Below are 23804 nucleotides of genomic sequence, written 5' to 3'. Positions count from 1 at the left end.
GTAGAGGGTTCGAAGCCGCTCTCGCCCGGCGGGTGCGGACCACGGGGTATGTCGGTCAGACAGGGGAGACGACGAGCATGGCATCACGCCGGGACGAGCTGAACGCCTACACCTTCGCCCGGAAGCGAACGGTCGGCGCCTTTCTGCTGCCCAACGGGGGCGGCAGTGACGAGGACGCGCCGCGGCCGGTGAAGGCGATCCTGCCGAGCGTCGTCGTGGGCGCCCTGGTGGTCGGCGGGTTCGGGCTCTGGGGGGTGTTCAAGCCGAGCGCGCCGGTGGGTTGGGACAGCGGCAAGAACATCGTGCAGGGCAAGAAGAGCACCACCCGGTACGTGGTGCTGACCGACCCGGACGGCAGGACCAAGCGGCTGCACCAGGTGCTCAACATGTCCTCGGCGCGGCTGGTGCTGCCGGTGGACGCCAAGGTGGTGGTGGTCGCCGACGAGGTGCTCGACCGCTACCCGAACCACGGTCCGACCGTCGGGATCCCCTACGCGCCGGACAAGTTGCCGACCAAGGAGAACGCGGCCAAGCCGATGAAGTGGTCGGTCTGCGACAGCCCCGGCGCGGACGACAAGCAGGAGACGGCCAACCAGGCGCTGTTCGTCGCCGGGGGCGCCGACGCCAGGACCCTGGCGGCCAAGGACCGGGTGCTGGACGTCGACCAGGCGCTGCTGGTGAAGGAGATCGACGAGCAGAAGGTCGCCGCGCAGCCCGGTCCGGGTCAGCCGCCGATCGACCAGAGCAAGTTGAACCTCTACTTGGTCGACGCGCAGGGCCGCAAGCACGCCATCGGGGGCACCCAGACCTCGGAGAGTGACAAGAAGCAGCTGATGGCGGCGATCTTCGGAGCGAGCGCGAAGCCGCAGCCGGTGAAGAAGGAGTGGCTGGACACCCTGGTGACCGCCAGCGTGATCCAGTTCCCCAGGATCGACGGGCTGGTCGCGGACGTGAAGGGGCCCAACTCCTCGGTGGCGCTGCAGAAGGCGGAGGACCGCAAGATCGGCCGGCTGGTCCGCTACGGCGACCGCCACTTCGTCGTGGGCAAGGACCAGCTGTACGTCGTCACGCAGCTCCAGGCCGAGTTGATCCGGCAGAACCCCGCGTGGCAGGGCCTCTACAACCAGGACGCCGACAAGACGCCGCGGATCGACGAGCTGATGCCGACGGACTACGCCGCGTTCAACACCGGCACCACGTTGAAGGACGCCGAGGACTGGCCGGCCAGGACGGGCGCGCCGGTCAACAACTGGCAGGCGGCGAAGGACGCGAAGCCGGTGGTCTGCAGCACCTTCGACGGGATCGCCGAGGACGGCAAGACGCCGCGCCGCAGCGTCTGGGCCGGTCCGGACTTCCCGGCCAAGCACAGCAGCGGTGTCGGATCGGCCTACGTGACGCCCGGTCAGGGCCTGTTCTACCGGGCGCTGGACGCCGGGCCGGGCGGTTCCGGCAGCGACTACCTGATCACCGAGACCGGGCTGCGCTACGCGGTCCCCGCCAACAGCACCGGCGGCAAGGGCGCGCAGCCCGCGCCGACCGCCCAGCCGGGCCGGCCGAGCCCGACCGTCACGGCGACCCCGAGCGCCCAGCCCGGGGATCCGGCCGCCGGCCAGCCGCAGCAGGAGGAGGCCGGTGGCAACCAGGCCCGGCTCGGTTACCAGGGCCTGCAGCCGGTGCCTGTGCCGCAGCAGTGGTCGAACCTGGTGCCGTCCGGTCCGGCGCTGAACGCGAAGAGCGCGGCGCGGCAGCAGAACGCCTGACCGACCCGTTCCGGCAACGGAATTGGCCTCAGTGTCATGGTCTGGTAACTACCGGTTCCCCGGTGTTGGGTGAGTTGCGTGTGCCGACTACAGTGCTGCTGGACATCACACCGGTGATGCGACGGGCCGGCCGGGAACGGTGGTCCGGACACAGTGTCTGTCTCATGGGGGACGGTAGAGCATGGGTCAGTTCAAGACGACCGCTCAGGAGATGCTGGCTTTCGCCAAGCACATGGACGAGGTCATCGGGCAGATCGAGGGCGAGATTCGCAAGCTCGACAGCCTGGTGGGTTCGATCGCGGGCGGTTGGCAGGGTCAGGCCGCGACGGCGTACAAGACCCTCCAGGGTCAGTTCAACGAGGACACGGTCGAGCTCAACAAGTCGCTGAAGGCGATCAAGGACGCGATCGAGATCACGACCAAGCAGTACTCGGCGACCGACGCGGACCAGCAGGCGGCCTTCGGCGCCGGCAAGATCTGATCCCCTCTCTGCCAGGTCATTCACCGGCCGCCCCGGGTGAGGGAGCGGGCCGGTTCCTCGACAAGGAGACATCGTGTCCGACCACATTCTCGTCAACTTCGAAACCGTCCGGAACGCCGGTTCCGAGGTGCGCAACACCGCCAACCGCATTCACTCCCAGCTTGAGGAGCTGAAGGCCGGCGTCACCAAGATCGCTTCCAGCTGGGAGGGCGCCGCCCAGCAGGGCTACCAGGCCCACCAGGCGAAGTGGGACTCCCGCGCCGCCCACCTGCAGCAGGTGCTGGCCCAGATCGCCGGCTCGCTGGACAAGGCGGCCGAGAGCTACAACAGCACCGAGAACAACAACGCCAAGCTCTGGCACTGACGGAGCCGGTTCCCCGTCGGGGGACGATCGACTCCGCCGAAGGGGCGGGTGCCCGGTTCACGGGCACCCGCCCCTGGCGCGCGACACGGGTGGACGACAAGAGGGGTGGCAGGGTGTCCGTAGTCAGGTACCGGAAGGCGGCCGCGACGGTGGCCGCGCTCGCGGTGCTCGGCGGTCCGCTGGCCGCCCCGGCCTACGCGGACGGACCCGGCATCTCGGCCGCCGGTGACTGCTCGAAGGACGCCCAGAACGTGCAGGCCGTGCCCTGGTCGTTGCAGCGCATGGTGCTCGACGAGCTCTGGCAGGGCGGCGCGACCACCGGCGCGGGGGTGACCGTCGCGGTCATCGACACCGGGGTGAACGACCAGAACCCGCAGCTGGCCAACCGGGTGGTCGACGGCGGCTCCCTGTTGAAGGACAAGGACAAGAAGAAGGTCGAGGGCGGCGGCAAGGACGACCTGGTCGGCCACGGCACCAAGGTGGCGGGCATCATCGCCGCCGGCCGCTACGACCGGACCGGCTTCGTCGGAATCGCCCCCGACAGCACCATCCTGTCGATCCGTCAGAACGACGCCGAGGGCAACGGCGACGTCTACACCCTCGTCGAGGCGATCTACATCGCGCTCCAGCGCGGCGCCAAGGTCATCAACATCTCGCAGGACGTGCGCGGGGCCGGCAACGCCGACTTCGGCGGCTACCCGGAGCTGAAGGCCGCGGTCGAGGCCGCCGAGGCCAAGGACGTCGTGGTGGTCGCCTCCACCGGCAACGACGGCAAGGAGGGCGACACCTTCCCCGCCGCGTTCCCGAGCGTGCTCGCCGTCGGCGCCTCCGACCGCAACAACGAGCGCGCCCCGTTCTCCCAGTACGGCGACTTCGTGGACGTCGTGGCGCCCGGGGTCGACATGCTCTCCACCGTCCCCCGCGGCGGCCAGTGCGTGGACAACGGCACCAGTTTCGCCGCGCCCTACGTCTCCGGTCTGGCGGCGCTGCTGGTCGGCGCCCACCCCAAGTGGAAGCCCGCGCAGGTCCGGGCCTGGATCGAGCAGACCGCGCAGCGCACCGAACGCACCGCCAACCCGTACATCGGCTGGGGCGTGGTGGACCCGGTGAAGGCCGTCACCAAGGCACCCGAGGTCCCGCTCTCCAAGGCCGAGGACGACCGGCCGGTCCAGCTGGCCGCCGCCCCGATCGTGCCGCAGCCGCTCGGCCTCGGCGAGACCCAGGCCGACCGCGACGGCCGCACCGCGACCTACGTCCTGGGCGTCGGGGCCCTGCTCGTCGCGCTGCTCATCGGCGGCGGTGTGGTACTCCGCGACCACCGCCGGCGCCCGACCGACTGATCCGGGATCCTCTTCCCGCCCGGCTGTAACATCCCGCCCCGCCCAGCGCATCCAAGAGGTGTCGACGGCAGCGAGCAGGGGGGCACGGGGGATGGGGCGGAGCGGCGCCACACGTGAGACCAAGGACGGGGAGTTCCTGGAGCTCGTGTCGAGCCGGACCGGTCAGCTGTACCGTTCCGCCTGCCTGTTGACCGGCGGCGACACCCATCAGGCCGAGGACCTCGTCCAGGAGGCCCTCAGCCGGATGTACGTGCTGTGGCGGCGCACCGCCTGGACCGGCGGCCGGCACCGGATCGACAACCCGGGCGCCTACGCCCACACCGTGATGGTGCGCACCTTCCTCGCCCAGCGGCGCCGCCGTTCCAGCACGGAACGCCCCACCGGCGAACTGCCCGAACCGGAGGGCCGCGAGGCGGACCGCACCCTGCGGCTCACCCTGCTCGACGCGCTCGCCCGGCTGCCCGCCAAGGACCGGGCGGTGCTGGTGCTGCGCTACTGGGAGGACCGCAGCGTGGAGGAGACCGCCGACGTGCTGCGGGCCTCCTCCGGTGCGGTCCGCACCCGGACGACCCGTGCCCTGGGCAGGCTCCGGATACTGCTGGGCGACTCGCTCGCCGAGCTGGCCACCCACTGAGCCGGGCCGTCCACCGACCCGGGCCGCCACAACCGACTCGGGCCGTCCACCGACCCGGCTGTCCACCGACCCGGCGCACCCGCCGAACCGGGCCGCGCGCCGCTCCCCGGGTCCGTCGGTCCCGCCGTCCGCCGAGTTCCTTCCGTCCGCCGAGGCCGGCGCCTGCCGGGGTGGACCAGCCACGCCATCATCCGACCCGTGATCGAAAGAAGCGGTGATCACCCGTGTCCGAGCAGGACAGGTTCGAAGACGATCTGCTGTACGCCCTCACCCGGACCGGTGAGGGCTTCCACGCCGAGCAGGCCCCGCTGGTGGCGGGCGGTCTGGACCGCGGCCGCCGCCGCTGGCGCCGCCGCTCGGCCGCCGCGGTGGTCGGCGGGGCGGCCGCGCTCGCCCTGGTGGGCACGGGCGCGGTCTACCTCTCCGGTTCCTCCCCGGCCCCCGACGCGCTCGTCGCGGCCGGTGCCGGCGGCACCGGCGGTGCGTCGTCCGCCACAGCGGGCGGCTCCACCCCGGTGGTCTCGGCCTCCGCCTCGACGCCGGTGATCAGCGGGGACGAGGTGCTGGCCACCCTTCAGGCGCTGCTGCCCCAGGGCAGGAGCACCGACGCGAAGGGCCGCGGCACCGACGACCAGACCCTGCACGGCACCTTCGTCGGCGCCGACCTGGTCTTCGACGACGGCCAGGGCAAGGCGCTGATCTCGGTCGGGGTCCAGAAGCACCGCAAGGGGCAGACCCAGGAGCGCACCTGCCCGGACCCCAGGCGGAACCGGATCGACTCCTGCACGGTCGCCACCCTGCCCGACGGCTCCCGGCTGTACCTCAGCCAGGGCTACGAGTACTCGGACCACCGGGCCGACACCAAGGAGTGGCTCGCCGTCCTGACCGGCCCGGACGGTCGGGAGATCACGCTGAGCGAGTGGAACGCGCCCAAGGAGAAGGGGGCACCGGACAGCCGCCCGAACCCGCCGCTCACCCCGGCCCAGCTGAAGGCCGTCGTCACCGACAAGTCCTGGGACCGGATCGTCGCGGCGGTCCGGGTCGACGGGGTCGACTACACGGCGCAGGACACCGGCCTGTCGCTGCCGGACCGCCGGGCGATCCTGGCCGCGCTGCTGCCCGCCGGGGTGACCGTGACCGAGTTCGACGGCAACGAGGTCTTCAGCGACGTCCAGCTGTCCCAGGGAGGGGGCACCGGATCGCTGCTGCTGCGGGTGCAGAAGCTGGTGCGGGAGCCGGGGGACCGGACGACGGAGCAGCTGTTCGAGGGAGCGACGGTGCTGCCCGACGGGGCGAGGCTCAAGCTCTACGGCCCCGGGGCGCCCAGCACCGATCCGAAGGGCCAGCTGGTGGCGGACGTCCTCCGGGGCGATCTGCGGATCATGGTCGCCCAGGGCCCGGCCGGCAAGCCGCTGCTCACCCTCGACCAGCTGACGTCGATCGCCGTCAGCACGCAGTGGAAGCCGAAGAAGTAGTCCGCACGGACGCGGCAGTGCCCCGGACCGATGGTCCGGGGCACTGCCGTGTGGGGGAGGGGTGGGGGTCTCGGCGGGCCGTGCTCAGGCCTGCTGGTCCTCGGGGAGGGTGATCACCCAGCGGGTCTCCTGCCGGGGGCGCAGGTAGAACAGCCAGTAGAGGGTGGCGACGGCCGTGATGCCGCCGGTCCACAGCAGGGGCACGGTGTCCAGCTGCGTGATGATGTAGACCAGTACGGCGATCAGGATCACCGGGACGGCCGGCCAGAGCGGCATCCGCCAGGCGGCGGCGTGCTTGTGGTGGTCGCGGCGGGACAGCAGCGCGGCGATCGCGACCAGCAGGTACATCCCGGTGACGGCGACGCCGGTGATCTCGCTCAGCAGCTCGCCCTTGACGAAGCAGAGCGCGGCGCCCGGCAGGCCGACGGCCAGGGTGGCCACCCACGGCGAGCCGAACCGGCCCAGGGTGGAGAAGGCCTTGTTGACCGGCTCGGGCCAGGCCTTGTCGCGGGCCGAGGCGAACAGCACCCGGGAGTTCTGGATGACCATGACGATGCCGGCGTTGATGATCGCCAGCGCCACGCAGAGGCTGATGAAGGTGCCGACGGCGGAGTTGCTCCACGAGGTGACCAGGCCGGAGATGTCGCCGGAGGTCAGGGTCGCCAGGTCGGGGGCGCCCATGGTGATCGCGGTGACCGGGACCAGGATGACCGCGGCGGAGATGCCGAGGGTCCACAGCACGGTGCGGGAGACGTTGCGGCGCGGGTTCTCCAGCTCCTCGGAGAGGTAGACCGCGGTGGAGAAGCCCTGGGTGATGAAGAGGGCGATGCCGAGCGCGCCGACGATGGCGCCGATGCTCACCGTGGTGGTGGCGCCGTTGTCACCGGCGACCACCCCGTGCAGCAGGCTGGGCGCGTCGCCGTTGGCGTGGGCGAAGCCGAGCACCGAGACGACACCGGCGGCGATGACCTCCAGGACCAGGAAGACACCGGTGATCCAGGCGTTGGCGCGCAGGTCGAGCAGGCCGGCCAGGGTGGCGGCCAGCATCACCGCGGCGCCCGCGATCGGCTTGTCGACGTGCAGCACCGGGGCGAGGTAGTCGGCGGTGCCGAGGGCGATCACCGAGGGGACGATCAGCACCACGATCAGCGAGAGCACGAAGACCAGCCAGCCGGCCAGCCGTCCGGCCAGCGTGCCGACCATGGCGTACTCGCCACCGGCGCTGGGGATCAGGGTGCCGAGCTCGGAGTAGCAGAAGGCGACCGCGATACAGAGCACCGAGCCGATCGCGATGGCCAGCGCGGTGGCGCTGCCGATGCTGGAGAACAGCTCCGGGACGATCACGAAGAGCGTGGAGGCCGGGGTGACGCAGGACAGCGTGAGCAGGGTCCCGCCCACGACGCCGATCGAACGCTTGAGCGTCTGGGGGGAGGCGGCGCCCTGGTCCGTCGCAGCGGGGGCTACGGCGAGTGGCGGGCGAAGCGTGTCGGTCATGTGGCTTCCGATCGGCTCTGTGCGGTCCTGGAGAGGGAGCGGTATCGCCTCCGCTGGCTTGCTGCTTGGGTTCTGGTCCTTCGCTCCCGGGCCGCCATGGAACCTTGGCCGTATTGATTGCGTCAATGGTCGAAATGCTTCGGAATCCGTTGCGAGGATCGGTATAGGCATGCGATCCGATGATCACGGACGGTCATTATCACGTATGTCCGACTTGTTACCTTCGCCACATGGCACTTGAATCCAAGGTGAACGGAGCATTGCGTGCTCTCAATCCAAGGCCTTTGACCAGCACTGTGCTGTGTCGCCCAGGCGGCCCCCCGAGGCCCACCACGGCTCGCGCGGGGGTGCGGGAACCGCAGCCCCGCGCCGGAAAGATCTCCATAACGTTTCAGCACGTGGACGCGCAAGGGGTCGGGTTCCCCAGGAACCCGACCCCTTCGATCACCTTCCGTGACCACCACCCGTGGCGGTCACCAGGACCGTGCCGACTACGTCGCCGGCAGCCAGCCCGTCTGCACCATCTGCCCGCTGGTGATCCGGCGCGAGACGAACACGCCCCGGCCCGGCGGCAGCGGCTGCGGCTTGACCGTGCCCAGCAGCGCGCCCTCGTCCTTGTTGCCGGAGAGGATCACGCCCTGGCCGCCCAGCTCCCGCATCCGCTGCATCACCGGCTCGTAGAGCGAACGACCGGCGCCGCCGGCGCTGCGCGCGACGATCACGCGCAGGCCGATGTCCCGGGCGAACGGCAGGAACTCGGCCAGCGGCGCCAGCGGGTTGCCCGAACCGGTCGCCACCAGTTCGTAGTCGTCCACGATCACGAACATGTCCTTGCCGCTGTACCAGCTGCGGTTGCGCAGCTGCTCGGCGGTCACGTCCGGACCGGGCAGGCGGCGCGAGCACGCCCCGCGGAGCATCTCCACGACGCTCGTCATGGCGGGCTGCGCGGCCGCGTACTCGACCAGGTACTCCCGCGGCACCGCGCCGAGCAGCGCGCGCCGGTAGTCGCCGACCACGATGCCCGCCTGGTCCGGGGTGTACCGCTCGGTGATCTGCTTGATCAGCATCCGCAGGGTCGCCGACTTGCCGGACTCGGTGTCGCCGAAGACGATGAACAGCGGGTCCGTCTCGAAGTTGACGAACGCCGGCGCCAGCTCGACCTCGTCCACCCCGAAGGCCACCCCGCGCTCCGGGTACTCGAAGCCCTTCGGCAGCGAGTTGCCGTCCAGCACCGTCGGGAGCATCCGGACCTGCGGCGCGCGCGGGCCCGTCCAGGCCGCGTTGACGGCCGCGACCAGCCCGGTCACCCCGTCCTGCAGGTCCTCCACCGAGGACGAGCCGTCCAGCCGGGGCAGACCGGAGAGGAAGTGCAGCTTGCCGGAGGTGACGCCGCGCCCCGGCAGGGCCGGCACGTTCTGCGCCACCCGGCGGTCCACCTCGGACTCCATCGCGTCACCGAGCTTCAGCTCGGTCCGGTTCTGCAGCAGGTCCTTCAGCGCCGGGCGGACCTCCGCGTAGCGGGCCGCCGTGATGATCAGGTGGACGCCGTACCCGAGACCGCGCTGGGCGATGTCCCCGATCACCGGCTCCAGCATCTCGAACTCCTGCTTGAAGGTGTTCCAGCCGTCGATCATCAGGAAGACGTCGCCGAACTGCTCGTCCGGCAGCTGACCGCTCGCCCGCCGGGCCCGGTAGGTGACGATCGAGTCGATCCCGGACGCGCGGAACAGCTCCTCGCGCCGGTTCAGCACCCCGTGCACCTCGCTGATCATCCGGCGCACCTTCTCGGCGTCCAACCGGCCGGCCACCCCGCCGACGTGCGGCAGGTCCTGCAGCGACTGGAAGCCGCCGCCGCCGAAGTCCAGCAGGTAGAACTGCGCCTCCGACGGCGTGTGGGTGAGCGCGAACCCGGCCACCGTGGTGCGCACCATCGTCGACTTGCCGGACCGCGGACCACCCACGATCAGACCGTGACCGGCCGCGCCCGCGTAGTCCTGGTGCAGCACGTCCCGGCGCTGCTCGCGCGGCCGGTCCACGATGCCGACCGGCACGTTCAGCCGGCCCAGCGCACCGAACCCGGGCGAGGTCAGACCCCGCTCCGCGGTCGCCTGCAGCGGCGGCAGCAACTGGTCCACGCTCGGCGCCTCGTCCAGCGGCGGCAGCCACACCTGGTGCGCGGCCGGGCCCTGCCCCGCCATCCGCTGCACGAAGACGTCCAGCACGGTGTCGACCAGGGCGTCGTCCTGCTCCTCGATCTCCGGCTCCACCTCCTGCACCGGCGGGTCCAGCACCGGCACCTCGGCCGCGGTGAACAGCACCGGCTGCGCCGTCGTCAGCCGCCCGCCGGTGGAGCGCTGCTGCCCCGGCGCCCGGTAGGGCCCCGAGACGTACGCGGCCTTGAACCGGTCCATCACGTCGGTGCCGAACTTCAGGTAGCCGACACCCGGCACCGGCGGCAGGTGGTACGCGTCGGGCACACCGATCGCCGCCCGCGACTCGGCCGCCGAGAAGGTGCGCAGACCGATCCGGTAGGACAGGTAGGTGTCCAGGCCGCGCAGCTTGCCCTCCTCCAGCCGCTGCGAGGCCAGCAGCAGGTGGACACCCAGCGAACGGCCGATCCGGCCGATCTGGATGAACATGTCGATGAAGTCCGGCTTCGCGGTGAGCAGCTCGGAGAACTCGTCGATGATCAGCACCAGCGAGGGCAGCGGGTCCAGCGCCGCACCCGCCGCGCGGGCCCGCTCGTACTCGTTCAGGTTGGCGTAGTTGCCGGCCGAGCGCAGCAGCTCCTGGCGGCGGTTCATCTCGCCCTCGATCGCGTCGCGCATGCGGTCGACCAGGGTGAGCTCGCCCTCCAGGTTGGTGATCACCGCCGAGGTGTGCGGCATGTCCGCCATCCCGGCGAAGGTCGCGCCGCCCTTGAAGTCCGCGAGCACGAAGTTCAGCGTCTCCGAGGAGTGCGTCATCGCCAGGCCCAGCACCAGGGTGCGCAGCAGCTCGGACTTGCCGGAGCCGGTCGCGCCGACGCAGAGGCCGTGCGGGCCCATGCCTTCGAGCGCCGCCTCCTTGATGTCCAGGTAGACGTGTTCGCCGCCGGCCCCGACGCCGATCGGCACCCGCAGCTTCTCGTGCTGCGCCCGGGTCCGCCAGCTGCGCGTCACGTCGAACGAGCCCGGGTCGCCCGAGTTCATCAGCTCGGTGAAGTCCAGGTTGGACAGCAGCGGTTCGTCGTCGCCGCCGGCCGAGATCCGGTACGGCGCCAGCTGCCGCGCCAGCGCCTCGGACTGCCAGGTGGAGAGGGTGTCCGGGGTGCCGGAGTAGGTCGCGCCCGAGGCGGAGCGCAGCACCAGCTCGTCCGGCGTCACCGTGACGATCAGGTGGCCGGTCGGCTCGTCCAGGTCGCCCGGGACCACCTCGACGATGGTCACCCCGTGGACGCCCTCCGCGCCGGCCAGCAGCGAGTCGTGCGGGACGGACGCGCCGTCCATCACGACGATGATGTGCGGCTGGTCCGAGGACGGCGCCGCGTCGCGCACGAAGCGCTGGCGGCCCGCCAGTTCGTCCTGGAGCAGGTACTCCAGCTCACCGAGGCCGGTCGCGATCAGCCGGCGCGGACCGGCGCCGTCGGTGTCCTTGCGGTGCTGGTTGTGCGGGAGCCACTTGGTCCACTCCCACTCCTCCACCGCGCCCGGCGCGGCGGCCACCGTCACCAGCAGGTCGTCCGGCGAGTGCAGCGTCGTCAACTGGGCGATCATCGCCCGGACGTTGCCGTACACGGTGTCCGGGTCGCCGCACACCGTGATGTGGTAGAAGGCGCGCAGCGAGACCGCCAACGGCAGGTCCTGCAGGGTGCCGTGGGCCTTCAGGAAGGTGTGCATGGCCGCCGCGGAGAGCGGCTCCAGCTCCTCCATCGGCGCCGTCTGCGGCGCCACCAGCGGTGTGGACAGCTGGACCGGCCCCCGGCCGACCCGGATCTGGGCGAAGTCCGCGTCCGCGGTGCGGCGTTCCCAGAGCCGGCGGCCGTCCGCGACGATCGACCAGAGCTGGTCCGGCTCGGGGTTCAGGAACAGCTGCGCGCCACGCTGGCGCTCCGCCGTCCGGCGCACCTGACGACGCATCTGCTGCAGGTACTTGAGGTAGTCGCGCCGCTCGTCCGCGGTGGCGGTGGAGCCGCCCTTACGGGCCCTCACGATCTGCGCCAGGGCCATGCCGACCGTCGAGACGATCATCAGGCCGCCCATGATCTTCATGGGGGCCTGTGCGCCGGGCGAGAAGAAGAACACCGCCGAGCCGCCCATGCCGAGCATCGGCAGGATGCTCATCACCCAGTCCTCGCCGCCCGACCTGGGCAGTTCGGGCGGGGTGACCAGCTCCACCGGCTCGTCCGGCACCGCCGGGGGATAGGCCCGTGCGGGGCGCTTGACCGTGATCACGCTCATGCGCACCCCACCCCGCGGTTTCGAACGGTCTGATCGTTCACTTCGGCATCAGCCCTCACGCAACTGGATACGTACGGGTGAGGGCGCCCCGTGTGACGCCGCCCCCGCTCCGCCGACCGCAGGCACCCGGGGAGGAGCGCGGCCCCTGCCCCCGTCGGCTTGCGCAGGGGCCGATCCTACTGGGGCCCGTTCCGGCGGATCAGCCAGGGCGCCCGGTGCCGGTCACCGGTCCCGCGGGCCGCCGCCCCACCAACCCCTGCACGGTGGCGGGCCGGAACGGAACGGGTAGGGTAACGCCGCGCCAACTCATGGCCGGATCGAGTCAGTTCCAGCCCGGCCTGCACGCGCCAGCAGCCAAGCACGACCGCCGCCGGTAGAGCGGCACCGTCAAACAAGGGGGAGCGCCCAGTGCGTCGAGCGACCGAGGGGTGCGCAGTGAGCGAGCGAAGCGAGCCACTCGTCAGGGAAGCGCGCCGCGCGCGACCGGCGTCGAGCGTCGGCGAGGTGCGGGCATGAGCGGCGCCACCACGACCGGCTTCTGCCGGGTCACCGTCGTCGCACCGGACAGCCGGATCGACGTCGCCCTGCCCGAGGACGTCCCGCTCGCCGACGTCTACCCCGAGGTGCTGCGGCTCTCCGGGCAGACCCAGCCCGACGGCGCCCCGACCGGCTTCCACCTGGTCCGCCGGGACGGCACCGTGCTCGACAGCGGCCTGCCGCTCGCCGCGCAGCAGGTCCGCGACGGCGACCTGCTCAGCCTGCGCCCCTTCGCCGAGTCGCTGCCGCCGGCCGTCTACGACGACGTCGCCGACGCCATCGCCACCGCCGTCGAGGCCGACCGCCGGTTCTGGAGCCCCGAGTTGATGCGGGCCTTCGGCCTGATCGGCGCCGGCGTGCTGCTCACCCTGCTCGGCTTCGCGCTCTGGTTCTCCGACCTGCGCCACGACATGCACGGCCTGCCGGGCGTGCTGTCCGGCGTCATCGCGATCGTGCTCACCGCCCTGGCCGGCGTCCGGGCCCGGGTCTACCAGGACGCCTGGGCGGCGCTCGCGCTCGGCCTCGGCGCCCTGCCGCACGCGCTGATCGGCGGCAGCGGCGTCATCGCGGTCGCCCACCGCTGGGAGGGGCCGGGCCGGCTCCAGTTCCTCACCGGCTGCGTCGCCGTCCTGGTGGTGGCCGTCCTGCTGGTCGGCCTGCTGCCGGAGAAGGACTCGCTGTTCGTCGCCGCCGCCTTCCTGGCCGCCGCCGGCGCGCTCGCCACCTTCGCCGCCGTCCTGCTGCCCGCGACCCCGGCCAACCACATCGCCGCCGTCACCGGCGTCGCCGCCGTCGCCGTGATCGGCTTCCTGCCGAGCCTCTCCGCCCGCTTCGCCCGCCTCCCCGTCGGCTTCAGCGCCCCCGGCCAGACCCGGACCCGCAGCCGCGACTACGACGAGGAGGCCGGCCGCGCCGAGGCCGTCCAGTACGAGCGCATCGCCCACCAGGCCCGCCGCGGCCACGAGGTGCTGGTCGGCCTGGTCGGCGGCTGCGCCGCGGTGATCGTCGGCGCCTGCGCCGTCCTCGGCTTCACCGACGAGCTCTTCCCGGAGCTGCTCGCCCTCACCCTCGGCATCGCCACCATGCTGCGCGCCCGGCTGTTCCGCTACACCGCGCAGGTCTTCAGCCTCACCATCGCCGGCCTGCTCGGCCTGTCGCTGCTGATCGTCGGCCTCTCGCTGCACACCCCGCTGTTCATCCTGAAGGCCGCCGGCTCCACCGAGGTGGACCTGCGCACCATCTGGCTGGCCACCTCGATCGCCTTCGGCGCCGCAGTGCTCACCGCGATCGCCCTGGTGGTGCCCCGGCTCGGCGTCTCGCCGTTCTGGGGGCGCGTCCTGGACCTGGTCGACAGCCTCACCCTGATCGCCCTCGTCCCGCTGGCGCTGGGCGTCCTGGAGGTCTACAGCCTGGTCCGCGGCGCGACCGGCTGACCGGTCGCGCCGGGGGCACTGGTACGCTTGCCCTTCGAGTGCAGCAGGGTGTCCGCCCCTCGTGGGTCGCAGACCGCCGGCCGCACTCAGTCACGACACCGAGTTCTCACAGAGTCCTGTGCCGTAGACCAGGCCCGCTCGGTATCACCCCGAAGGAGTTGCAGTGGCACTCGCCTCTGACGTCAAGAAGCAGATCATCGCCGAGTTCGGCCAGAAGGAGGGCGACACCGGCTCCCCCGAGGTGCAGGTGGCCATGCTCTCCCGCCGTATCTCGGACCTGACCGAGCACCTGAAGGCCCACAAGCACGACCACCACTCGCGTCGTGGCCTGCTGATCCTGGTCGGCCAGCGTCGTCGCCTTCTCCAGTACCTGGCCAAGAAGGACATCGAGCGCTTCCGTACGCTCGTCGACCGCCTGGGCATCCGCCGCGGTGCCGCCGGCGGCGCCCGCTAAGACCGCCGCTCGGGGCGGCTCCCCACACCGGGGAGCCGCCCCTCGCGCGTATGCCGCGGGCGACGACCCGCGGCGCCCCGGACATCACGACCGCGTATAACAACTCGCGCGCACCTCCCCTGGTGGCCGAGGATTGCACCGTAGGGTTGTGGGCATGCCGGGTGATGGCGCGACACCGCGCCACCCGGGCGACAGACCCCGACCCCCGCGGGACGAAGGCTTCAAACGGAAGCCGCCCGCATCCGAGAGAGCGTCCAGACGCGGACCGCCCGCCCCGGCCCGGCAGCCGAGAGGCGCCGGTCCTCGGTAGTGGCCGCCGGAAGCCCCGCCGACCGAGCGGGGCCCACCGGAGGCTTCGATCGAAGACCGGCCCGACTGCCTTCCTCTGCGAAAGAGGGCCCAGGGCCACCGGCAGCAATGCGCGGGGGCGCTCTCCCGGAGACGTACGAAAGAGGAGATCTTCCAGGTGGAAGAGAACGTGTTCTACGCCGAGGCCGTTATCGACAACGGTTCCTTCGGCACCCGTACCATCCGCTTCGAGACCGGCCGTCTGGCCCGTCAGGCCGCCGGCTCCGCCGTGGCCTACCTGGACGACGACACCATGGTGCTGTCGGCCACGAGCGCCTCCAAGCAGCCGAAGGAGCACTTCGACTTCTTCCCGCTGACCGTGGACGTCGAGGAGCGGATGTACGCCGCGGGCCGCATCCCCGGCTCGTTCTTCCGTCGTGAGGGCCGGCCCTCCGAGGACGCGATCCTCACCTGCCGCCTGATCGACCGGCCGCTGCGCCCGTCCTTCGTCAAGGGCCTGCGCAACGAGATCCAGGTCGTCTGCACGATCATGGCGCTCAACCCCGACCACCTGTACGACGTGGTGGCCATCAACGCCGCCTCCGCGTCCACCCAGCTGGCCGGCCTGCCGTTCTCCGGCCCGATCGGCGGCGTCCGCGTCGCGCTGATCAAGGGCCAGTGGGTCGCGTTCCCGACCCACAGCGAGCTGGAGGACGCCGTCTTCGACATGGTCGTCGCCGGCCGCACCCTGCCCGACGGCGATGTCGCGATCATGATGGTCGAGGCCGAGGCCACCACCAAGACCATCAAGCTGGTCGAGGGCGGCGCCGAGGCGCCGACCGAGGATGTCGTGGCCGCCGGCCTGGAGGCCTCGAAGCCCTTCATCAAGGCGCTCTGCGCCGCGCAGTCGCAGCTGGCCGCCCAGGCCGCCAAGCCGACCGCCGAGTTCCCGATCTTCCTGGACTACCAGGACGACGTGCTGGCCGCCCTGACCGACGCGGTCAAGGGCGAGCTGTCGCAGGCGCTGACCATCGCCGGCAAGCAGGAGCGCAACGCCGAGCTGGACCGCGTCAAGGCGATCGCCGCCGAGAAGCTCCTGCCGGAGTTCGAGGGCCGCGAGAAGGAGATCAGCGCCGCGTACAACGCGCTGACCAAGAAGGTCGTGCGCGAGCGCGTCATCAAGGACAAGGTCCGCATCGACGGCCGCGGTGTCACCGACATCCGCACCCTGGCCGCCGAGGTCGAGGCCATCCCGCGTGTCCACGGCTCGGCCCTGTTCGAGCGCGGCGAGACCCAGATCCTGGGTGTCACCACGCTGAACATGCTGCGCATGGAGCAGCAGCTCGACACGCTCTCCCCGGAGACGCGTCGCCGCTACATGCACAACTACAACTTCCCGCCGTACTCGGTCGGCGAGACCGGCCGCGTGGGCTCGCCCAAGCGCCGCGAGATCGGCCACGGCGCGCTGGCCGAGCGGGCGATCCTGCCCGTGCTGCCGACCCGCGAGGAGTTCCCCTACGCGATCCGCCAGGTCTCCGAGGCGCTGAGCTCCAACGGCTCCACCTCGATGGGCTCGGTCTGCGCCTCGACCATGTCGCTGCTGAACGCCGGTGTGCCGCTGAAGGCCGCCGTCGCCGGTATCGCGATGGGCCTGATCTCGCAGGAGATCGACGGCGAGACGCACTACGTCGCGCTGACCGACATCCTGGGCGCCGAGGACGCGTTCGGCGACATGGACTTCAAGGTCGCCGGTACCCGCAACTTCATCACCGCGCTGCAGCTGGACACCAAGCTGAACGGCATCCCGGCCTCCGTGCTGGCCGCCGCGCTGAAGCAGGCCAAGGACGCCCGCCTGCACATCCTCGACGTGATGAACGAGGCCATCGACGCGCCCGACGAGATGTCGCCGAACGCGCCGCGCATCATCACCATCAAGATCCCGGTGGACAAGATCGGTGAGGTCATCGGCCCCAAGGGCAAGATGATCAACCAGATCCAGGAGGACACCGGCGCGGACATCACCATCGAGGACGACGGCACCATCTACATCGGTGCGGTCGACGGTCCCTCGGCGGAGGCTGCCCGTACGACGATCAACCAGATCGCCAACCCGACCATGCCGGAGGTCGGCGAGCGCTACCTGGGCACCGTGGTGAAGACCACGACGTTCGGCGCGTTCGTCTCGCTCATGCCGGGCAAGGACGGCCTGCTGCACATCTCGCAGATCCGCAAGCTCGCCGGTGGCAAGCGCGTGGAGAACGTCGAGGACGTGCTCGGCGTCGGCGCCAAGGTCCAGGTCGAGATCGCCGAGATCGACCCGCGCGGCAAGCTCTCGCTGATCCCGGTCGTCGAGGGCGAAGAGGGCGGCGAGGACGCTTCCGAGTGAAGCGCCGCTAGCCCGCCGGTTCGATAGAAGCGGCCGCGGCCCGCACGCCCACTCGGCGTGCGGGCCGCACCCTGTTGTTGCACATGCTCTCTACGGAGGTACACCCCGTGGCCCAGGCCTCGGCGGCGAAGCAGCGCCCCGGCACCACCCGGACCCTGCTCAAGGGCGTGGACGGCGCCGGCACGGTGCGCCGCACCGTCCTCCCCGGCGGCCTGCGGGTCGTCACCGAAACCCTGCCGACGGTGCGCTCCGCGACCTTCGGCATCTGGGTCGGCGTCGGCTCGCGGGACGAGACCCCGCAGCTCAACGGGGCCACCCACTACCTGGAGCACCTGCTCTTCAAGGGCACCGAGCGGCGCAGCGCGCTGGACATCTCGGCGGCCCTGGACGCGGTCGGCGGCGAGATGAACGCCTTCACCGCGAAGGAGAACACCTGCTACTACGCCAGGGTGCTCGACACCGACCTGCCGCTCGCCATCGACGTGGTCTGCGACATGCTCACCGGTTCGCTGATCCGCCCGGAGGACGTCGAGGCCGAGCGCGGCGTCATCCTGGAGGAGATGGCGATGGCCGAGGACGACCCGGGCGACGTGGTGCACGACCTCTTCGCCAAGGTGATCTTCGGCAGCGGCCCGCTCGGCCGCCCGATCCTCGGCACCCAGGAGACCGTGAACGGCCTCACCCGCGACCAGATCGCCGGGTTCTTCCACCGCCGTTACAAGCCCGAGCACCTGGTCGTCGCCGCGGCCGGCAACCTGGACCACCGCAAGGTGGTCCGCCAGGTCGAGCGGGCCTTCGCACCGCTGCTGGCGCGCTCCACCGCCGAGCCCGCCGAGGCCCGGCGCGGCGTCAAGACCCTGCGCACGGCCGGCAAGGTCGAGGTGCTCAACCGCTCCACCGAGCAGGCCCACCTGGTGCTCGGCGTGCCCGGTGTGCCGCGCCACGACGAACGCCGCTGGGCGATGGGCGTGCTGAACGCGGCGCTCGGCGGCGGGATGAGCTCGCGGCTGTTCCAGGAGGTCCGGGAGAAGCGCGGGCTGGCGTACTCGGTCTACTCGTACTCCTCCTCCTACGCGGACAGCGGCCTGTTCGGCATCTACGCCGGCTGTCAGCCCAAGCGCGTCGAGGAGGTGCTGCGGATCTGCCGCGAGGAGCTCGCCAAGGTGGTCGCCGACGGCATCACCGAGGAGGAGCTGCGCCGGGCGATCGGCCAGATCTCCGGTTCCACCGTGCTCGGCATGGAGGACACCGGCTCCCTGATGAACCGGATCGGCAAGGCCGAGCTGAGCTACGGCCACCACCTGTCGGTGGACGACATGCTGGCGAAGATCGCGGCCGTGACCCTGGACGACGTCCACGCGGTGGCCCGTGATGTGCTGGGCGCGTACCGGCCCTCGCTCGCGCTGATCGGCCCGATCAACGACAAGCGGGCCGCCCGGCTCGCCGACCTGCTGGTCTGAAGGGACTTCTCGCTATGACGCTGCGTGTCGCCGTGATCGGCGCCAGGGGCCGGATCGGCTCCGAGGCGGTCAAGGCCGTCGAGGCCGCCCCCGACCTGGAGCTGGTCGCCACGCTGGGCCGGGACTCGGACCTGGAGGAGCTCACCGCGGCCGGTGTGCAGGTCGCCGTCGAGCTCACGCATCCGGACTCCGTGATGCGCAACCTCGACTTCTGCGTCCACAGCGGCATCCACGTGGTCACCGGGACCACCGGTTGGAACGACGCCCGGCTGGGCGAGCTGGAGCACTGGCTGTACCCGGCCGAGGCCACCGGCCGGCCGCCGCTGCCGGTCGGCGTCCTGATCGCGCCGAACTTCTCCATCGGCGCCGTGCTCGGCATGAAGTTCGCCCAGACCGCCGCGAAGTACTTCGAGTCGGTCGAGGTCGTCGAGCTGCACCACGACCGCAAGGCCGACGCGCCGAGCGGCACGGCCACCCGCACCGCCCAGCTGATCGCCGCCGCCCGCGCCGAGGCCGGCCGGCCGCCGCAGCAGGACCCGACCACGCACAGCCTGCCCGGCGCGCGCGGCGCGGACGTGGACGGGGTGCCGGTGCACTCCGTCCGGCTGCGCGGGCTGCTCGCCCACCAGCAGGTGATGTTCGGCGACACGGGCGAGACCCTCACCATCCGGCACGACTCGCTGCACCACAGCAGCTTCATGCCGGGCATCCTGTTGGGTGTGCGCAAGGTCGTGGAGAACCCCGGGCTGACCCTGGGCCTCGAACACTTCCTGGACCTGTGAGCCGAGGATGACCTCCCGTACCGGCTTCTTCGTCCTCTCCGGCGTGCTGCTGCTGGTGGCCCTGGTCTGCGTGGGCGAGGGCGTCCAGCTGATCGCCACCGGCAAGCCGCTCGGCATCGGCCTGGGCCTGTGCGCCTTCGTCGTCCCGCCGATCGGGGTCTGGTTCCTGCGCCAGACCGTTCGCTTCGGCCGGGCCAGTGAGCGGCTCGCCCGCGAGCTGGAGGCCGAGGGCGGCCTGCCGGTGGACGAGCTCAAGCGCACCGCCGGCGGCCGGATCGACCGGGACTCGGCCGACGCGGTGTTCGCGCGCCGCAAGGACGAGGCGGAGGCCTCACCCGGCGACTGGCGGGTCTTCTTCCGCCTCGCGGTGGCGTACGCCGACGCCGGCGACACCCCGCGCGCCCGCAAGACCATGCAGCACGCGATCCGGCTGCACAGCACCACCGAACCCGCAAGGAGTACCGCGTGACCGACGAACCTCTGGCCCCCCAGTTCCGCAGCGATGTCACCGTGGAGCTGGTCCGCAGCGCCGCCGCCGACTCGGACGTCATCTGGGCGGCCCGGGTCTCGACGGCCGGGGAGCAGTCCCTGGAGGCGCTGCGGCAGGACCCGGAGAAGTCCAAGGGCCTGATCAACTACCTGATGCGGGACCGGCACGGCACGCCGTTCGAGCACAACTCGATGACCTTCTTCATCAGCGCGCCGATCTTCGTCTTCCGGGAGTTCCACCGCCACCGCAGCGGCTGGTCGTACAACGAGGAGTCCGGCCGCTACCGCGAGCTGCAGCCGGTGTTCTACGTGCCCGGGGCGGAGCGCAAGCTCGTCCAGGAGGGGCGGCCGGGGCGCTACGAGTTCGTCGAGGGCACCGCGGCGCAGTTCAGCACCGTCACCGGGGCGATGGAGAAGGCCTACCGCGAGGCGTACGACCGCTACCAGGAGATGCTGGCCGCCGGTGTCGCCCGCGAGGTGGCCCGCGCGGTCCTGCCGGTCGGCCTGTTCTCCTCGATGTACGCCACCTGCAACGCCCGCTCGCTGATGCACTTCCTGTCGCTGCGGACCAAGAAGGAGAACGCGGCCGTGCCGTCGTTCCCGCAGCGCGAGATCGAGATGGTCGCCGAGCAGATGGAGGAGCAGTGGGCCCGGCTCATGCCGCTCACCCATGCGGCCTTCGAGAAGCACGGCCGGGTCGCCCCCTGACCTGGGGCGACGGGCATATGGGCGGCTTGCCTGGCATGTCTGGATTGCGGCTTTTCTAGCCGCTCCCTACGCTCATGACACGGATTCCGGTGCTGCGTGAACCCCCGAGCACGCAGCACCGGAATCCCATCGTCGTGCCGCTCCGCGCGCCACACCTGTCCGAACCCTGGACCGGCCTGGGTACCGCCCCACCGCCTACGAGTAGTTTTGGACGCATGGCTCCGACCTCCACCCCCCAGACGCCGTTCGGCCGGGTCCTGACCGCGATGGTGACCCCGTTCACCGCTGACGGCGGGCTCGACCTCGACGGCGCCCAGCGCCTCGCCGCACATCTCGTCGACGCAGGCAATGACGGCCTCGTCCTCAACGGCACCACCGGTGAGTCCCCGACCACCAGCGACGCCGAGAAGGCCCGGCTCGTCCGTGCCGTCGTGGACGCGGTGGGGGACCGCGCCCACGTGGTGGCCGGCGTCGGCACCAACGACACCCACCACAGCGCCGACCTCGCCCGGCAGGCCGAGGCCGCCGGGGCGCACGGCCTGCTGGTCGTCACGCCGTACTACAGCAAGCCCCCGCAGGAGGGCCTGTACCGGCACACCACCCACATCGCGGACGCCACCGGCCTGCCGGTCATGCTCTACGACATCCCCGGCCGCAGCGGCGTCGCCCTGAGCCACGAGACGCTGGTCCGGCTCGGCGAGCACCCGCGGATCGTCGCCAACAAGGACGCCAAGGGCGACCTCGGCGCCGCCGCGTGGGCCATCGCCCGCTCCGGCCTGGCCTGGTACTCCGGCGACGACGTCCTCAACCTGCCGCTGCTCTCCGTCGGCGCCGCCGGTGTGGTCAGCGTGGTCGGGCACGTGGTCGCCGGTGAGCTCCGCAGCATGATCGACGCCTTCCTGGCCGGAGATGTGGCCAAGGCCACGGCGATCCACCAGAGCCTGCTGCCGGTCTTCAGCGGTATGTTCCGCACGCAGGGTGTCATCCTCACCAAGGCGGCCCTGGAGCTGCGGGGCCTGCCGGCCGGACCGCTCCGGCTGCCACTGGTCGGCGCGACTTCCGAGGAGATCGCGCAATTGAAGAAGGATCTCGCCGCCGGCGGGGTACACCTGTAACAGACAAGACGTGCGCGCCCCGGCTCGCCGGACCTCCCGAGAGGTCCGCCGCTGGACCGGAACGAAGGCGCGAGAGCACCGACCCAGTAGGAAACCGACACTGAGTACGCACGCCATATGTCTTTCGGGGGAGAACCCCGGGCATATGGCGTGCGTCGTGAGGAGAGTCTTTTGAGCCACCCGCATCCCGAACTCGGCGCGCCCCCGGCCCTCAAGGAGGGTGCCCTGCGCATCACTCCGCTCGGCGGCCTCGGCGAGATCGGCCGCAACATGACGGTCCTCGAATACGGGGACCGCATGCTCATCATCGACTGCGGTGTCCTCTTCCCCGAGGACGAGCAGCCCGGCGTCGACCTGATCCTCCCGGACTTCAGTTACATCCGGGACCGGCTCGACAAGATCGACGGCATCGTCCTGACCCACGGGCACGAGGACCACATCGGTGCCGTCCCGTACCTGCTCCGGGAGAACCCGGACATCCCGCTGATCGGTTCGAAGCTCACCCTCGCCCTGATCGAGGCCAAGCTCGCCGAGCACCGGATCCGTCCGTACGTGCTGGAGGTGAAGGAGGGCGACCGCGAGCGGATCGGCCCCTTCGACTGCCAGTTCATCGCGGTCAACCACTCCATCCCGGACGCGCTGGCCGTCGCCGTGCGCACGCCCGCCGGCATGGTGGTCGCCACCGGCGACTTCAAGATGGACCAGCTGCCGCTCGACGGCCGCCTCACCGACCTCCCGGCCTTCGCGAAGCTGGCCGAGGAGGGCATGGACCTGCTGCTGGTGGACTCCACCAACGCCGAGGTCCCCGGCTTCATCCCGCACGAGCGGGACATCTCGGCCGCGCTGCGCAACGTCTTCGCCAACGCCGACAAGCGCATCATCGTCGCCTCCTTCGCCAGCCACGTGCACCGCATCCAGCAGGTGCTGGACGCCGCGCACGAGTACAAGCGCAAGGTCGCCTTCGTCGGCCGCTCGATGGTCCGCAACATGGGCATCGCCCGTGACCTCGGCTACCTGAAGGTCCCCGGCAACCTGGTCGTGGACGTCAAGCAGCTGGACGACCTCCCGGACAAGGAGGTCGTGCTGATCTGCACCGGTTCGCAGGGCGAGCCGATGGCGGCGCTGTCCCGGATGGCCAACCGCGACCACCAGATCCGCATCGTCGAGGGCGACACCGTCGTCCTGGCCTCCTCGCTGATCCCCGGCAACGAGAACGCCGTCTACCGGGTGATCAACGGCCTGACCCGCTGGGGCGCCAAGGTCGTGCACAAGGGCAACGCCAAGGTGCACGTCTCCGGTCACGCGTCGGCCGGCGAGCTGCTCTACTTCTTCAACATCTGCAAGCCGCGCAACCTGATGCCGGTCCACGGCGAGTGGCGCCACCTGCGGGCAGCCGCGGACCTGGGCATCGCGACCGGCGTGCCGAAGCACCGCACGGTGATCGCGGAGGACGGCGTCTGCGTCGATCTTGAGAACGGCGTCGCCCGCGTCGTCGGCAAGGTGCAGGCCGGCTACGTGTACGTCGACGGCTCGTCCGTCGGCGACATCACCGAGGCCTCCCTGAAGGACCGCCGGATCCTCGGCGAGGAGGGCTTCATCTCGGTCTTCGTGGTGGTCGACTCCACCAACGGGAAGATCGTGGGCAGTCCGACCATCCAGGCCCGCGGTTCCGGCATCGACGACAAGGCCTTCGTCCCGGTGGCCGCCAAGCTCCAGGAAGCCCTGGACCGCTCGGCGAGCGACGGCGTCCTGGAGATCCGCCAGGTCCAGCAGCTCGTCCGCCGGACCATCGGCAAGTGGGTGGCGGACAACTACCGCCGCCGTCCGATGATCCTTCCGGTCGTCGTCGAGGTCTGATCCTCCGCGCGACCACCCCGTCGTCCGGTTTGACGTGGGGCGACCCGGTGCGTAATGTTCTCCGGGTTGCCCCACGGGACGGCCTGCCGGAAGTTCTCGAACGAAATTCGAGTACGGAGTGCGGAAAACGGCCCGAAAAACTCTGCTAGAGTTCGGGAGCGCCGAAAGGCGAAAGCAAATCGGATAAACGAAGCGCCGGAAACGGTGTGGAAGACATCTGATAAGCTGGGAACACGAAAGAACGAAGCGCCCGGAGGGCCCGCTGGAAGGCGGTCCGAAGGAAGTGTCCGTTCCTTGAGAACTCAACA

At 70.9% G+C, this 23804-nt stretch carries 17 protein-coding genes; 15 read left to right on the top strand and 2 right to left on the bottom strand.

The window, feature by feature from the left end; translation table 11 throughout:
* The first annotated feature begins 77 nt into the window (after window positions 1-77).
* The 6 genes from eccB (at window position 78) to ACFXHB_RS34465 (ending at window position 6054) form a co-directional block, all read left to right on the top strand.
* Window positions 78-1760 carry a type VII secretion protein EccB gene (eccB, locus tag ACFXHB_RS34490; protein WP_380579158.1) on the top strand — a complete coding sequence of 561 codons (1683 nt, stop codon included), beginning with the start codon at window positions 78-80 and terminating at the stop codon, window positions 1758-1760.
* A 181-nt stretch (window positions 1761-1941) separates the two neighbouring features.
* Window positions 1942-2241: a WXG100 family type VII secretion target gene (locus ACFXHB_RS34485; RefSeq protein ID WP_380579156.1), complete on the top strand. Its 300-nt coding sequence runs from the start codon at window positions 1942-1944 to the stop codon at window positions 2239-2241.
* Between the two features lie 73 nt (window positions 2242-2314).
* Window positions 2315-2605: a WXG100 family type VII secretion target gene (locus ACFXHB_RS34480; protein WP_380579154.1), complete on the top strand. Its 291-nt coding sequence runs from the start codon at window positions 2315-2317 to the stop codon at window positions 2603-2605.
* Window positions 2606-2718: 113 nt separating this feature from the next.
* Complete coding sequence (mycP, locus tag ACFXHB_RS34475) at window positions 2719-3945, top strand: type VII secretion-associated serine protease mycosin (protein WP_380579152.1); 1227 nt, start codon at window positions 2719-2721, stop codon at window positions 3943-3945.
* A gap of 91 nt (window positions 3946-4036) precedes the next feature.
* Window positions 4037-4579, top strand: a complete 543-nt coding sequence (locus tag ACFXHB_RS34470) for a SigE family RNA polymerase sigma factor (protein ID WP_380579150.1) — start codon at window positions 4037-4039, stop codon at window positions 4577-4579.
* 224 nt (window positions 4580-4803) lie between these two features.
* Window positions 4804-6054: a hypothetical protein gene (locus tag ACFXHB_RS34465; RefSeq protein WP_380579148.1), complete on the top strand. Its 1251-nt coding sequence runs from the start codon at window positions 4804-4806 to the stop codon at window positions 6052-6054.
* 84 nt (window positions 6055-6138) lie between these two features.
* On the opposite strand, the gene ACFXHB_RS34460 is transcribed toward ACFXHB_RS34465, so the two are convergent.
* Window positions 6139-7548 (bottom strand): APC family permease, encoded by a 1410-nt coding sequence (locus ACFXHB_RS34460; protein ID WP_380579146.1) that lies wholly within the window; start codon window positions 7546-7548, stop codon window positions 6139-6141.
* Window positions 7549-8039: 491 nt separating this feature from the next.
* Window positions 8040-11987: a type VII secretion protein EccCa gene (gene eccCa / locus ACFXHB_RS34455; RefSeq protein ID WP_380579144.1), complete on the bottom strand. Its 3948-nt coding sequence runs from the start codon at window positions 11985-11987 to the stop codon at window positions 8040-8042.
* Window positions 11988-12499: 512 nt separating this feature from the next.
* On the opposite strand from eccCa, the gene eccD reads away from it, so the two are divergent.
* The 9 genes from eccD (at window position 12500) to ACFXHB_RS34410 (ending at window position 23496) form a co-directional block, all read left to right on the top strand.
* Window positions 12500-13957, top strand: a complete 1458-nt coding sequence (eccD, locus tag ACFXHB_RS34450; protein WP_380579142.1) for a type VII secretion integral membrane protein EccD — start codon at window positions 12500-12502, stop codon at window positions 13955-13957.
* Between the two features lie 163 nt (window positions 13958-14120).
* Window positions 14121-14411 (top strand): 30S ribosomal protein S15, encoded by a 291-nt coding sequence (rpsO, locus tag ACFXHB_RS34445; protein ID WP_148645116.1) that lies wholly within the window; start codon window positions 14121-14123, stop codon window positions 14409-14411.
* Between the two features lie 466 nt (window positions 14412-14877).
* Window positions 14878-17085 carry a polyribonucleotide nucleotidyltransferase gene (locus ACFXHB_RS34440; RefSeq protein WP_380579139.1) on the top strand — a complete coding sequence of 736 codons (2208 nt, stop codon included), beginning with the start codon at window positions 14878-14880 and terminating at the stop codon, window positions 17083-17085.
* An 83-nt stretch (window positions 17086-17168) separates the two neighbouring features.
* Window positions 17169-18545: a M16 family metallopeptidase gene (locus tag ACFXHB_RS34435; RefSeq protein ID WP_380579137.1), complete on the top strand. Its 1377-nt coding sequence runs from the start codon at window positions 17169-17171 to the stop codon at window positions 18543-18545.
* A gap of 14 nt (window positions 18546-18559) precedes the next feature.
* Entirely contained in the window at window positions 18560-19327 is a 768-nt protein-coding gene (gene dapB / locus ACFXHB_RS34430; RefSeq protein ID WP_380579135.1) for a 4-hydroxy-tetrahydrodipicolinate reductase, read from the top strand.
* Window positions 19328-19334: 7 nt separating this feature from the next.
* Window positions 19335-19796, top strand: a complete 462-nt coding sequence (locus tag ACFXHB_RS34425; RefSeq protein WP_380579133.1) for a hypothetical protein — start codon at window positions 19335-19337, stop codon at window positions 19794-19796.
* Window positions 19793-20524, top strand: coding sequence for an FAD-dependent thymidylate synthase (gene thyX / locus ACFXHB_RS34420; RefSeq protein ID WP_380579131.1), 732 nt, complete (start codon window positions 19793-19795; stop codon window positions 20522-20524). Before ACFXHB_RS34425 ends, thyX begins: the two co-directional genes overlap by 4 nt.
* Window positions 20525-20739: 215 nt before the next feature.
* A complete protein-coding gene (gene dapA, locus ACFXHB_RS34415; RefSeq protein ID WP_380579129.1) occupies window positions 20740-21639 on the top strand; it encodes a 4-hydroxy-tetrahydrodipicolinate synthase in 900 nt (299 codons plus the stop codon).
* 171 nt (window positions 21640-21810) lie between these two features.
* On the top strand, window positions 21811-23496 hold the full coding sequence (locus tag ACFXHB_RS34410) for a ribonuclease J (protein ID WP_380579127.1): 1686 nt from the start codon (window positions 21811-21813) through the stop codon (window positions 23494-23496).
* Window positions 23497-23804: the final 308 nt, after the last annotated feature.

This window comes from Kitasatospora sp. NPDC059327 (assembly GCF_042752535.1).
In the GTDB taxonomy this organism is placed as follows: Bacteria; Actinomycetota; Actinomycetes; order Streptomycetales; family Streptomycetaceae; genus Kitasatospora.
The sequence above is the reverse complement of the archived record's forward strand: the minus strand, read 5'-3'. Positions and strand labels throughout refer to the sequence as shown.

Bases quoted from the DNA above. Each gene is read 5' to 3' on its own strand.
- ACFXHB_RS34425 (WP_380579133.1), top strand. From the start codon at position 19,335: ATGACCTCCCGTACCGGCTTCTTCGTCCTCTCCGGCGTGCTGCTGCTG.
- ACFXHB_RS34460 (WP_380579146.1), bottom strand. From the start codon at position 7,548: ATGACCGACACGCTTCGCCCGCCACTCGCCGTAGCCCCCGCTGCGACG.
- ACFXHB_RS34470 (WP_380579150.1), top strand. From the start codon at position 4,037: ATGGGGCGGAGCGGCGCCACACGTGAGACCAAGGACGGGGAGTTCCTG.
- eccCa (WP_380579144.1), bottom strand. From the start codon at position 11,987: ATGAGCGTGATCACGGTCAAGCGCCCCGCACGGGCCTATCCCCCGGCG.
- dapB (WP_380579135.1), top strand. From the start codon at position 18,560: ATGACGCTGCGTGTCGCCGTGATCGGCGCCAGGGGCCGGATCGGCTCC.
- ACFXHB_RS34435 (WP_380579137.1), top strand. From the start codon at position 17,169: ATGCTCTCTACGGAGGTACACCCCGTGGCCCAGGCCTCGGCGGCGAAG.
- eccB (WP_380579158.1), top strand. From the start codon at position 78: ATGGCATCACGCCGGGACGAGCTGAACGCCTACACCTTCGCCCGGAAG.
- dapA (WP_380579129.1), top strand. From the start codon at position 20,740: ATGGCTCCGACCTCCACCCCCCAGACGCCGTTCGGCCGGGTCCTGACC.
- ACFXHB_RS34485 (WP_380579156.1), top strand. From the start codon at position 1,942: ATGGGTCAGTTCAAGACGACCGCTCAGGAGATGCTGGCTTTCGCCAAG.
- eccD (WP_380579142.1), top strand. From the start codon at position 12,500: ATGAGCGGCGCCACCACGACCGGCTTCTGCCGGGTCACCGTCGTCGCA.